Here is an 11919-nt window from a genome sequence, read left to right as displayed (position 1 = left end):
TTCGGGGTGTGACTGAAAAAGCGCCACTCTGCGTTGCTGGTCGCTTATTTAGAATAACTACAAAAACGCCGGAAGCGTTTTTGAGCGCAAGCCCCAACGGCGTGAGATACATGGGGTGAGATACATGGATGTATTTCACAAAAAGCGCTTCTCGTGCCTTGATTGACGCTTTTTCAGGTCACAACAGAGGCGGAGATGAAAGAGCAATAAGCCCTGGAGAATAAACTGTGATCAGCTTCTCAAATTGAAGCAGGATAATTTCCTGTTATGCATTTTTGCCAACGGTTTCTCTGGATCTAAAACAATAAAATCCCTTACTCTTTAATTGCAGCTCTGGAGAGCTGAATTTAACTAAACAAGGAGTATGGAAAGATGTTTAAAAAATGGATTGTTGCTTTATTACTAGCGTTTTCACTTTCATCATTCGCTGCATTCGCAGCAGATAAAATCAATATCAACACTGCTTCAGCAGATGAATTACAACTGCTCAATGGAGTAGGGCCTTCTACGGCCAATGCTATTGTGCAATATCGTGAGCAGAACGGTGCATTTGCAAATGTTGAAGATTTAGCGAATATCAAAGGTATTGGCGAGAAAAAAGTGGCCAATATTGCTGAGAATGTCACAGTATCTGATTAAGTTAACGTATTAAGTAATGAAAAGGTGAGGTTATAACCTCACCTTTTTTATATCTAGTTAAAAGGCAACAGATGTTGAGACAACGGACTCTGCCTGCATGACTAGTTTGTCTTTGAGTGATTCATACAGATTCTGCTGTTCTGCCTCACTTAACGCATTGTCTTCAATATTGGTGATGAAAAATACGTCTTCAACTTGATCGCCAAGAGTGACCATTTTGGCATTAATAACCTGTATCTGATACGCCAGAAATACTTGTGCCACAGCCGACAGTAAGCCAGGTCGGTCATGTATATACAACTCCATTACCGTGTGGTTTTGCTGTTGGTTGGTTGAAAATTTGATAACGGGCTCGGTTTTGAAAAGTTTTGTGGTTCTCGGCATCAATTGAGGTTTATAACCTGAGGTAAGCTCTTTGCGGGCCAGTTGTTTACTGACAGCAGTGATGATGTCTTCATAACGTTGTTGGGCGCCATTGATGATAAACGTATTCAGGGCACTGTCATCACCACTGATATTGATTTTGGCGTCAAGAATGTTCAGTTGCAGTTGTTCCAGACTGGCAGTCATTGCTGCGAATAGGCCCTGTCTATTCTGCGCGTAAATGAATAATTCCAGCGTCTGTTTTTCATTGTGAGGCCGCACTAAAATCAACGGTTCCTGATCTGGACTTTCCAATCTGCCATTGGTTTGCCAGACGATTTCCTCGACTGAATGTCGAAGAAAGTAATCGAGGTCGTACGTATGCCACAAAGTTGTAATGTCTTGCGGTGGCCATCCCATTTCAGTGAGTTTTTCCAAAGCCAGCTGATACTTTTTATGACTTTTTTCCTGAGTACTTTTCGCCTGAGCTTCGGTATGTTCCAACCATTGATGCGTGCTGTGATAAAGCTGCTTGAGCAACGAATCACGCCAGCCATTCCAAAGGTTATTATTGGTTGCCCGAATGTCTGCCACCGTTAGCAGATACAGATAATTTAATCTGTTCACACTGCCTACCAATTCAGCAAAGTCCTGAATGACTTCCGGATCTTCCAGATCTTTCTTCTGGGCAGTAGAAGACATTGCCAGATGCTGGCGAACCAGAAAGGTGACAACGCTAGTGTCGTAATCACTCAGATTATGCTGGGTACAAAATTTCTCTGCGTCCTTAACACCCAAAATACTGTGATCGCCACCACGACCTTTGGCAATATCATGATATATGCCGGCAATGTAGAGTAATTCAGGTTTTGGCAGTTGATAGAAGACTTCTGAACAAAGCGGAAATTCATCTTTGAATTCGGAGCAGGAAAAACGACGTAAATTTCCCACCAGAAACAGGGTATGTTCATCTACTGTGTAGGCATGAAATAAATCATGCTGCATCTGCCCGACAATTCGACCAAACTCGGGCAAATACGCACCTAAAACACCGAGCTGGTTCATGCGACGGAATTCATGCGTCACACCTTTCGGTTGACGGATGATTTCCATAAACAGGCTGCGATTTCTGATATCGGCACGAAAACGTCCATCAATTAAATGCAGATGGGCGTGTATCTGGCGAATGGTCGAAGCACGAATCCCTTTGATATGCGGATGCTGCTGCAAAATCAAAAACACCTCGAGCAGAGCATAGGGATAGTAAGCAAAAATACCGGAGTTGATAGTTTCCAGATATCCATTATGGGATTGGAAACGGCGATTTATCGGTTCAATGTCCCGAGGCTCATCTGCCAGAATGATATTCTCTTCAAACAGTTGTAATAACAGGGCATTCATCTGACCCACAGCACGAACTGTCCGATAATAATCTTTCATAAAATGTTCAACAGCCATACGACTGTTGGTTTCGACGTAACCCAATTGCTTGGCCAATTCACGCTGATGATCAATCATCAGTTTTTCTTGTTTACGGCCTGCCTGATGATGCAGAGCAAAACGTACACGCCATAAAAAACGCCGTGACTGTTGCAGTACCTCGAACTCACTCTCTGCCAGAAATCCCTTGGCTTTAAGACCTTGCAGGTTTCGAACATCAAAATGCTGTTGTGCCACCCAGTTAATAACCTGGATATCACGAAGACCACCGGGCGATTCTTTTAGATTAGGTTCAAGATTATTACCGGTATCGTTGTATTTATGATGACGCTGAATCTGTTCCTGTTTTTTCCGTTCATAGAAAAGCCGGTTATCCCAGGTTTTATTGGAAACCGTTAATTGCTGTAATTGTTCAAACAATACCCGATTACCGGATAGAAACCGTGCTTCAAGCAAGTTGGTGGCTATGGTGATATCGTCTTCGGCCTGTTGGCGGCATTCGCCAATGGTACGAACACTATGACCAATCTCCAGGCCGATATCCCACAGTTGGGTCAGGAAGACAGATAGTGCTTCTGGCGGTGTTTCAGCCACTAAATCATCCAGTAACACCAGTAAGTCGATATCCGAGTGTGGATGTAATTCGCCTCGTCCATAACCGCCGACAGCAATCAGACTGACTGTCGTTTCAGACACCAGATGTTTTTGCCATAGAAACTGCAGTACTTCATCCACAAAATGTGCTTGCTGGTGTACCAGCCAGTCAATATCAGCCTGATCTTCAAAAAAACATTTTTTCAGATGTTGTGAGGCTTTGGCGAGAATATCGCGACAGCCTGTCGCATTATCCGCCTGGCCGAACTCCCAGACAGATTGTGCAGCAATTGCCATGGTTGATTGCTCCTATGAGCGTTCTTCGTCCCGAAGGGTTAGAATTTCATGACCATCATCAGTCACCAGAATTGTGTGTTCCCACTGTGCAGACAAAGAACGGTCTTTGGTCACTACCGTCCAGCCATCTGGAAGCTGACGTACCTGTCGTTTACCGGCATTGATCATCGGTTCAATGGTAAACGTCATGCCGGTTTGTAATGTCATCCCGGTATCAGGCATGCCGTAATGCAGAACTTGAGGTTCTTCGTGAAATACCTGTCCGATGCCATGTCCACAATATTCTCTGACAACTGAAAAGTGCTCATTCTCCGCATGTTGCTGTATAGCATGACCAATATCACCCAGCTTGATGCCGGGTTTGACCATCTCAATTCCTATCAGCATGCATTCACGGGATACTCGAGACAGACGTTGCGCCAGAATCGAGGTCTTGCCGACATGAAACATCTTGCTGGTGTCGCCATGATAACCATCTTTAATAACCGTGATATCGATATTAATGATGTCACCGTCTTTGAGCTTTTTATCACTGGGAATACCATGGCAGATAACATGGTTGACTGAGGTACAGATAGATTTGGGAAAGCCATGATAATTCAGTGGGGCAGGGATGGCTTTTTGTTCATTAACTATATAATCATGACAGATGGTGTTTAATTCGTCCGTCGTTATTCCCGCAACCACATGTGGTTCGATCATGGTCAAAACGTCTGCGGCGAGTTTTCCGGCCACACGCATTTTTTTGATTTCTTCGGCTGTTTTGATGGTCACGCCCATGCCAGATCCTGATTACTGTTAACGATAAAAAGAGAAAGCATAGTTTGCCGCAAAAACCGCTGAACTGCCAGCAAACTGGCTTAATCCACTGTGTCGAAGGTATATGCTTTGTTTTAATCAGTAACTGTGGAATAATATGCGCGCCTTAGCAAAGGCAAAATCACACACGTGCCGACACAGTTTTCGGGGTGCTGTCTGTAAATTCAGATCAGTCGATAGCTGGGGTACGTGGAGGTTTAACCCCATATATATAGGTATAATCATGGCTAAAATTACAATGCGCCAAATGCTTGAAGCAGGCGTTCACTTCGGTCACCAAACACGTTACTGGAACCCGAAAATGGGTCCTTTCATCTTTGGTAAGCGTAACAACATTCATATCGTTAACCTTGAGCACAGTCTGCCGATGTTCAACGATGCATTAAACTACGTCAGCAAACTGGCTTCTAAAAAAGGTCGTATTCTGTTCGTCGGCACCAAACGTGCTGCACAGGATGCTATCCGTGAAGATGCTGAACGTTGTGGCATGCCTTATGTCAACCGTCGCTGGTTAGGCGGCATGCTGACAAACTACCAAACCGTTCGCCAATCAATCAAACGTCTTGAAGCCATTCAGGCGATGATTGAATCAGGTAAAACTGAAGGTTTGAAAAAGAAAGAAGTTCTGAACCTGTCACGTGAACAGGAAAAACTTGAAAAAAGTATCGGCGGTATCAGAAAGATGGGTAACCTGCCCGATGCTTTATTTGTTATCGACGTTGATCATGAGCGCATCGCGATTCAGGAAGCAAACAAGCTGGGTATTCCTGTCATTGCGGTTGTAGATACCAACAGTAATCCTGATGGTGTGGACTATGTCATCCCAGGTAACGACGATTCAATGCGTGCTATCCGTCTTTACACAGCAAACATCGCTGATACCGTTTTGGAAGGCCGTGCATCGGTCACCACGGGTAATGCCGAAGAAGAGTTTGTTGAAGTTGCGGAAGAAAATGCTCCAGCAGCAGCTGAATAAGCTCTGATAATGACTTAAGCAGGCTCGCTGTATAGCGGGCCTGTGTTGTATGTGTGGTCTGAAAACAGGCCGTTCACAAAAATTGATTTTAAGGGTTACAAAAAATGGCTATAACTGCAGCTTTAGTAAAAGAACTGCGCGAGCGTACCGGCTCCGGCATGATGGAATGTAAAAAAGCATTGGTTGAATCAAACGGTGACATTGATGCTGCAATTGAAGCGATGCGTAAATCTGGTCTGGCCAAAGCCGATAAAAAATCTGACCGCGTCGCTGCTGAAGGTATTATCGCAATTGAAACCAGTGCGGATAACAAACAAGCGGTTATGTTGGAAGTAAATTCTGAAACTGACTTTGTTGCCAAGGCAGATGACTTTACCAACTTTGTTAATGCGGTCTCCCAGAAAGTGTTGGAAGCACAGCCAGCTGATTTGGAATCATTACTACAATTGACCTTAAGCAATGGCGAAAGTGTTGATACCGTTCGTCAGTCATTGGTTGCGAAGATTGGTGAAAATATCCAAATCCGTCGCTTTACTTTGATGAATACAGATAACGGTGTAATTGGTGCTTATCGTCACGGTGATCGTATCGGTACTCTGGTTCAATTGAACGGTGGTAATGAAGAACTGGCCAGAGATTTGGCAATGCATGTTGCTGCCAGCCGTCCTCAAGCCGTATCAGCTGATGAACTGTCAGAAGATCTGTTACAGAAAGAACGCGATATCGTGGCAACTCAGGCGCGCGAAAGCGGCAAGCCTGAAGCAATTGTTGAAAAAATGATTGAAGGCCGTATGAGCAAGTTTGTTAACGAAATCAGCCTGCTCGGACAAGCATTTGTTAAAGATCCTGATGTTACTGTTGAAAAACTGGTCAAACAAGCTGGTGCAACAGTTGAAGGTTTTGCCTGTTTTGAAGTTGGTGAAGGTATCGAAAAGAAAGTCGATAACTTTGCAGAAGAAGTTATGGCCCAGGCACGGGGAAACTAAATATGACAGAATCGGGAAGTCAGCCAGTTTATAAGCGCGTCTTACTCAAACTGAGTGGTGAGGCTTTAATGGGGAATGCTGAGTATGGCATTCAACCTGAAGTCATTTCCCGATTTGCCCAAGAAATAACCGAGCTGAATGCCCAAGGGGTTCAGCTCGGTATTGTAATCGGTGGTGGTAATATCTTCCGTGGTGCAGGTTTAGCTGCCAGTGGAATGGATAGAGTCAGCGCTGATCACATGGGTATGTTAGCGACAGTATTAAATGCACTGGCACTGCAGGATGCTTTGGAACGTAATGGAACATTCTGTCGTGTCATGTCGGCAATCCGTATTCATGAAGTTTGCGAAGATTATTTACGTCGTCGTGCTATTCGGCATTTGGAAAAAGGTCGGGTAGTCATTTTTGCTGCCGGCACGGGTAATCCATTTTTTACGACCGATTCAGCAGCCAGTTTACGTGCTGTTGAAATTGGTGCTGAACTGATGCTGAAAGCTACTCAGGTTGATGGCGTCTATGATGCAGATCCGCGTAAAAATCCTGATGCCGTCCGCTATGACACGTTATCGTATGATGAAGTTATCAATAATCGACTCGGCGTAATGGACACCACAGCAGTGGTGATGTGTCAGGAACAAAAAATGCCATTACGAGTATTCGATGTGCATAAATACGGTAATCTGACAGATATTCTTTACGGTAAAAATGTTGGAACATTGGTGAAATAGGACAAATCATGATTAATGATATTCAAAAAGATGCAGCAGACCGAATGCAGAAAAGCGTTGCCGCTCTGAGTACTGCACTGGCGAAAATCCGTGCAGGGCGTGCACATACCAGTTTATTAGATCATGTCTCAGTGCCATATTACGGCTCCGACGTTCCACTCAGTCAGGTGGCCAGTGTCGGCATTGAAGATTCAAGAACGATCACAGTTGCGCCATGGGAAAAAAACATGGTGGCGGTGATTGAAAAAGCAATCATGACTTCTGATTTGGGGGTCAACCCAAACAGTGCCGGTATGACCATTCGTATTCCAATCCCACCGTTAACAGAAGAGCGTCGTAAGGATTTGGTCAAAGTGGCTAAGTCTGAAGCTGAAAATGCACGTATTGCAGTACGTAATATTCGACGTGATGCAAACGGCAGCCTGAAAGACTTGTTGAAAGAAAAAGCTATTTCTGAAGATGAGCAACGTGGCGCTGAAGAAGCTATCCAAAAGTTGACCGATAGCACTATTAAACAGATTGATGACGTACTGGCTGAAAAAGAAACCGATTTGATGGCGGTCTAAGCCATTCTGGTTTAGCCAAACTGATGAATTCTTCCAATCGCTCCATTCCCAGACACATTGCTATTATTATGGATGGCAATGGCCGTTGGGCGAAACAACGTTTACAACCCAGGTTTATGGGGCATCGAGCTGGTGTTAGAGCGGTTGAAGGCATTGTCAAACACTGCGTGGCAAGTGGGGTAGAAGTCCTCAGTCTTTTTGCTTTCAGTAGCGAAAACTGGCGGCGACCCGGTAAAGAAGTTAATTTACTGATGGAGTTATTCAGTCATGCACTGGATAACCAGGTTAAACGGCTGCACAAAAATAATATCCGCTTAAATATTATTGGTGATCTGAGCCGATTTTCAGATGCGTTACAACAGCAGATTTTGGATGCCACGGCATTAACTTCAGAAAATGATGGTTTGATTCTCAATATTGCGGCTAACTATGGTGGGCGCTGGGATATCACCCAATCGGTCCAGCAAATTGCTTTCAAAATTAAATCCGGTGAACTGCAACCTGACCAGGTTGACGAAAGTGTCATTGCCAGCCACCTGGTTACTGCGGATTTACCTGAGCCTGATTTGTTTATTCGTACTGGTGGAGAACAGCGCATCAGTAACTTTCTGATGTGGCAGCTGGCCTACACCGAACTCTATTTTACCGACAAACTTTGGCCTGAGTTTAATGCTCAGGATTTGGATAATGCCATTGACTCATTTTCCAGCCGGGAACGTCGGTTTGGTCGAACCTCAGAGCAACTCACAGGGCAAGAAGATGCTTAAACAGCGCTTATTAACTGCCGCTTTGTTGATTCCTTTAGTTATTATGGCAATTTTGCTGTTACCGACGATAGGTATGATTGGGTTGCTCACGGTGGTGGCCTTGATGGCTATGTGGGAATGGCTTTCCATGGCGCAGATGCAACCACTTATCAAAGTGCTTGCCAGTTTGTCATTCATTGCTGCTCTTTTGGCGCTATTGGCGCTGGCAGGGATAAATCATATGCTGCTAACTGGTCTGGTATTTTGGTTGCTGATCAGTTTCATCATTGTCTTATTTGCTCACCGACCATTACCCAGCTCTCTCGCACAGCTTTTTCATAATAAATTTGTGACATATTTACTCAGCATGCTCGTTGCTTTGTTATTTGTTTACAGTACCGTCTGGTTACACGGAATTGCCGGCAAAGGTCCATGGCTGGTGTTATATGTATTAATCAGTGTCTGGCTGGCAGACACGGGTGGTTATTTTGCAGGTAAGCGCTGGGGTAAACACGCCCTCGCGAAAGCGATCAGTCCCAATAAGACGCTTGAAGGGCTTATGGGGGCAATAGTGCTGGTCATGATTTGGAGCATAATGGCCTATTTTATGGGCATTTCTCAATTTTTATCGCTGCCATTATGGATTTTTATCAGTGTTTTAACTGGTCTGGTTTCCGTTAGTGGTGATTTATTTGAAAGTCTGTTCAAACGCAGTTATCAGATAAAAGATAGCGGCAGCTTGCTGCCGGGCCATGGGGGAATGCTGGATCGGGTGGATAGTCTGCTGGCTGCTGTTCCGTTCTTTGCTGCATTACTCTGGTTGACAGGGCAGTTTTGATGCAGCAAGTCACTATCCTGGGATCGACCGGTTCCATTGGTATCAGTACCCTGGACGTGTTACAACGGCATCCCGAAAAGTATCAGGTATACGCGCTGGCAGCGAATAAATCAGTGGATGCTTTATTTGAGCAGTGCCTGCAATTTCAGCCTGCAGTTGCGGTGATGTTATGCCCGGATTCTGCTGAAAAACTTAAAAATAAACTCGATGATGCTGGCGTGGCTATTGAAGTACAAAGCGGCATGCAAGCTTTAGAGAGAATATCCAGTTCTGAACAAACGAATATCGTGGTCGCCGCTATTGTGGGCGCTGCTGGGTTATTACCAACTTTGGCAGCAGCCAAAACAGGAAAAAGAATCCTGCTGGCTAACAAAGAAGCCTTGGTGATGAGCGGTGCTTTACTAATGCGCGAAGTGCAGGCAAATAATGCTGTTCTGCTTCCTGTCGATAGTGAGCACAATGCTATATGGCAATGTATGCCAGTTGGAGAAAACCAACAGTATCAGTTTGATAACAAAGGTATTCGCCGCATTATCCTGACCGCATCAGGTGGTCCATTTCGTGATTGGGATATTACCGATTTGGAAGCTGTAACGCCCGAACAAGCGGTAGCCCATCCCAACTGGTCGATGGGGCAGAAAATCTCGGTTGATTCAGCCACCATGATGAATAAAGGGCTGGAAGTTATCGAAGCGCATTGGCTGTTTGGAATGCCGAGTGACAAGATTGAAGTTGTTCTGCATCGTCAAAGTATTATTCATTCAATGGTGGATTATATTGATGGCTCAGTGCTGGCGCAGTTGGGTAATCCCGATATGCGTACACCGATTGCCAATACCCTGGCCTGGCCAGAGCGAATTGATTCAGGTGTTGAACCACTGGATTTGGTCAAAGCAGGCAGACTGGATTTTGCCACTGCGGATTTTGAACGGTTCCCCTGTCTGGCACTGGCTTATCAGGCGTTGAACACCGGAGGTACCAGCACAGCCATTCTTAATGCTGCAAATGAAGTGGCGGTAGAAGCTTTTCTGCAACAGCAAATCAAATTTACCGATATTGCCCGTATCATCGCGGACGTATTGGAAAGCGTAACAGCAACACCAGCAGATTCATTGGAACAGATTTTGTCTGCCGATAAGCTGGCCAGAGAGGCTGCCCAAAAGCAGACGAAAATTTTATGCAATCATTAATCTTTTTTATTATCGCCCTCAGCTTGCTGGTGGTCATCCATGAATTTGGACATTACTGGGTGGCAAGAAGATGTGGCGTCAAAGTATTACGCTTTTCAGTCGGCTTTGGACAAAAACTCTGGTCAAAACAACTCAAAAACGGCACTGAATTTGTCATTGCAGCTTTGCCATTAGGTGGCTATGTCAAAATGCTGGATGAACGGGAAGCGCCGGTAGCAGAAGCAGAACTTGATCAGGCCTTTAATCGTCAACCGTTACGAAATCGCGTTGCAATTGTCTCTGCCGGACCTATCGCAAACCTGTTATTTGCAGTATTTGCCTATTGGGTAATCATGGTTATCGGTGTGCCCGGTCTAAAACCGATCATTGATGATGTAAGAGCTGATTCGCCAGCTGCGATGGCACAGCTCATGCCCGGCGAAGAAATTATAGCCGTCAATGGCGAAGCAACCCCGACAGTCAACAGCTTGTTTCAACAATGGTTGAAGTTCGCGCAGTCTGGTGAAACTGTCACCCTGACAATCCGTAGTACTGATATTGAAACCACCAAACAACTAACATTGCCTACAATTGGGCTGGACGATGCAGGTTCATTGTTTCGTCAGATTGGTATCAAAACCGTACAACCCGATATGCCCCCGATTCTGGGTGAAATTGTCGCTGACAGCCCGGCGGAAAGGGCGGGCTTAAAAACGGGCGATGAATTAATTTCAGCTAATGGAAAACAATTATCCAGTTGGCAGGGTTGGGTCGCTTTAATTCAAAGCAGTGCTGATGAAGAGATGAGTATTGAAATTCTTCGTGATGGACAAGTTCAACAGCTCAATATTACTCCCGCCGCAGATGAAAACAATGTCGGTAGGATAGGTGCGGCAGTCAACACCGAAGGGTATGAAATCCCCGCAGAATTAAGATCAGAATTGCGCTATGGTCCATTGGCGGCGATTCCCCAGGCGTTCAGCCAGACCTGGCAATTCAGTGTCACCACGTTTAGTGGATTATGGGGCATGCTGGTTGGTACGGTTTCCAGTGACAATCTTGGCGGGCCTATCGCCATTGCCCAATTTGCCGGGGATTCTGCGCAGCAGGGCTTTATTGCCTTTATCAGTTTTCTGGCGATGATCAGTATCAGTTTAGGGATTCTGAATTTACTTCCAGTGCCGGTACTTGATGGAGGCCATTTACTGATGTACTTTTTTGAATGGGTTCGTGGCAAGCCTTTGCCAGAATCGGTACAAATCCAGGGACAAAAAATAGGATTATTCCTGATTCTTCTGCTAATGGTATTCGCTTTTACAAATGACATCGCCCGACTCATTGGCTAATCGAAACATTGCAGGTACACTTACGATTTCTTCGGCTGACTGACTGTAAAACAACAATGAAACAAATCATCACAGCATTGACGCTCATCTTGTTATCCTCTGCAGCTTGGGCCGAGGAATTTATTATCAAAGATATTCGGGTGGAGGGGCTGCAAAGAATCTCTGCAGGTACCGTTTTCAACTATTTACCGGTTAAAATCGGTGATGAACTGACTGAAAATGATGTTAGAGGCATCATTCGCTCCCTGTTTAAATCAAAATACTTTAATGATGTGCAGGTCGAACGTGATGAAGGCGTATTAGTTATCACCGTAAGTGAGCGCCCGGCGATTTCCAGCATTGAGTTTATCGGTAATAAAGATTTGGATAGTGATGAACTATTGAAATCCTTGCGTCAGATTGGTTTTGCTGA

General features: G+C 44.9%; 12 protein-coding genes. 10 read left to right on the top strand and 2 right to left on the bottom strand.

Going from position 1 to position 11919, the window contains the following annotated elements; all coding sequences use genetic code 11:
* Window positions 1–372 precede the first annotated feature (372 nt).
* On the top strand, window positions 373–639 hold the full coding sequence (locus B3M51_RS06790; RefSeq protein ID WP_292757781.1) for a ComEA family DNA-binding protein: 267 nt from the start codon (window positions 373–375) through the stop codon (window positions 637–639).
* A gap of 57 nt (window positions 640–696) precedes the next feature.
* On the opposite strand, the gene glnD is transcribed toward B3M51_RS06790, so the two are convergent.
* Together glnD and map are read right to left on the bottom strand one after the other, a co-directional pair.
* Window positions 697–3333 (bottom strand): [protein-PII] uridylyltransferase, encoded by a 2637-nt coding sequence (glnD, locus tag B3M51_RS06785; RefSeq protein ID WP_292757779.1) that lies wholly within the window; start codon window positions 3331–3333, stop codon window positions 697–699.
* A 12-nt stretch (window positions 3334–3345) separates the two neighbouring features.
* Window positions 3346–4113, bottom strand: coding sequence for a type I methionyl aminopeptidase (gene map / locus B3M51_RS06780; protein WP_292757777.1), 768 nt, complete (start codon window positions 4111–4113; stop codon window positions 3346–3348).
* Between the two features lie 262 nt (window positions 4114–4375).
* On the opposite strand from map, the gene rpsB reads away from it, so the two are divergent.
* From rpsB to B3M51_RS06735, 9 genes are all read left to right on the top strand, one after another.
* The gene (gene rpsB, locus B3M51_RS06775) at window positions 4376–5128 is read left to right on the top strand and encodes a 30S ribosomal protein S2 (protein ID WP_292357983.1); all 753 of its coding nucleotides are present in this window, start codon (window positions 4376–4378) and stop codon (window positions 5126–5128) included.
* Between the two features lie 104 nt (window positions 5129–5232).
* Window positions 5233–6114, top strand: coding sequence for a translation elongation factor Ts (gene tsf, locus B3M51_RS06770; protein WP_292757775.1), 882 nt, complete (start codon window positions 5233–5235; stop codon window positions 6112–6114).
* Window positions 6115–6116: 2 nt separating this feature from the next.
* The gene (pyrH, locus tag B3M51_RS06765) at window positions 6117–6842 is read left to right on the top strand and encodes a UMP kinase (protein WP_014706342.1); all 726 of its coding nucleotides are present in this window, start codon (window positions 6117–6119) and stop codon (window positions 6840–6842) included.
* Between the two features lie 8 nt (window positions 6843–6850).
* Window positions 6851–7408 carry a ribosome recycling factor gene (gene frr, locus B3M51_RS06760; protein WP_292357988.1) on the top strand — a complete coding sequence of 186 codons (558 nt, stop codon included), beginning with the start codon at window positions 6851–6853 and terminating at the stop codon, window positions 7406–7408.
* A gap of 23 nt (window positions 7409–7431) precedes the next feature.
* Window positions 7432–8175, top strand: a complete 744-nt coding sequence (locus B3M51_RS06755; protein ID WP_292757772.1) for an isoprenyl transferase — start codon at window positions 7432–7434, stop codon at window positions 8173–8175.
* Window positions 8168–8992 (top strand): phosphatidate cytidylyltransferase, encoded by an 825-nt coding sequence (locus tag B3M51_RS06750; protein ID WP_292481331.1) that lies wholly within the window; start codon window positions 8168–8170, stop codon window positions 8990–8992. Before B3M51_RS06755 ends, B3M51_RS06750 begins: the two co-directional genes overlap by 8 nt.
* Entirely contained in the window at window positions 8992–10182 is a 1191-nt protein-coding gene (gene ispC, locus B3M51_RS06745) for a 1-deoxy-D-xylulose-5-phosphate reductoisomerase (protein WP_292757770.1), read from the top strand. The genes B3M51_RS06750 and ispC overlap by 1 nt, the downstream gene beginning before the upstream one ends.
* Window positions 10170–11507 (top strand): RIP metalloprotease RseP, encoded by a 1338-nt coding sequence (gene rseP / locus B3M51_RS06740; RefSeq protein WP_292757768.1) that lies wholly within the window; start codon window positions 10170–10172, stop codon window positions 11505–11507. Before ispC ends, rseP begins: the two co-directional genes overlap by 13 nt.
* 56 nt (window positions 11508–11563) lie before the next feature.
* A partial coding sequence (locus tag B3M51_RS06735; RefSeq protein WP_292757766.1) for a POTRA domain-containing protein occupies window positions 11564–11919 on the top strand: 356 nt, incomplete at its 3' end.

It is taken from the genome of Methylophaga sp. UBA2689, assembly GCA_002354555.1.
Lineage (GTDB): Bacteria > Pseudomonadota > Gammaproteobacteria > Nitrosococcales > Methylophagaceae > Methylophaga.
The sequence above is the reverse complement of the archived record's forward strand: the minus strand, read 5'-3'. Positions and strand labels throughout refer to the sequence as shown.

Bases quoted from the DNA above. Each gene is read 5' to 3' on its own strand.
- B3M51_RS06790 (WP_292757781.1), top strand. From the start codon at position 373: ATGTTTAAAAAATGGATTGTTGCTTTATTACTAGCGTTTTCACTTTCA.
- glnD (WP_292757779.1), bottom strand. From the start codon at position 3,333: ATGGCAATTGCTGCACAATCTGTCTGGGAGTTCGGCCAGGCGGATAAT.
- rpsB (WP_292357983.1), top strand. From the start codon at position 4,376: ATGGCTAAAATTACAATGCGCCAAATGCTTGAAGCAGGCGTTCACTTC.
- rseP (WP_292757768.1), top strand. From the start codon at position 10,170: ATGCAATCATTAATCTTTTTTATTATCGCCCTCAGCTTGCTGGTGGTC.
- frr (WP_292357988.1), top strand. From the start codon at position 6,851: ATGATTAATGATATTCAAAAAGATGCAGCAGACCGAATGCAGAAAAGC.
- pyrH (WP_014706342.1), top strand. From the start codon at position 6,117: ATGACAGAATCGGGAAGTCAGCCAGTTTATAAGCGCGTCTTACTCAAA.
- ispC (WP_292757770.1), top strand. From the start codon at position 8,992: ATGCAGCAAGTCACTATCCTGGGATCGACCGGTTCCATTGGTATCAGT.
- map (WP_292757777.1), bottom strand. From the start codon at position 4,113: ATGGGCGTGACCATCAAAACAGCCGAAGAAATCAAAAAAATGCGTGTG.
- B3M51_RS06750 (WP_292481331.1), top strand. From the start codon at position 8,168: ATGCTTAAACAGCGCTTATTAACTGCCGCTTTGTTGATTCCTTTAGTT.
- tsf (WP_292757775.1), top strand. From the start codon at position 5,233: ATGGCTATAACTGCAGCTTTAGTAAAAGAACTGCGCGAGCGTACCGGC.
- B3M51_RS06755 (WP_292757772.1), top strand. From the start codon at position 7,432: ATGAATTCTTCCAATCGCTCCATTCCCAGACACATTGCTATTATTATG.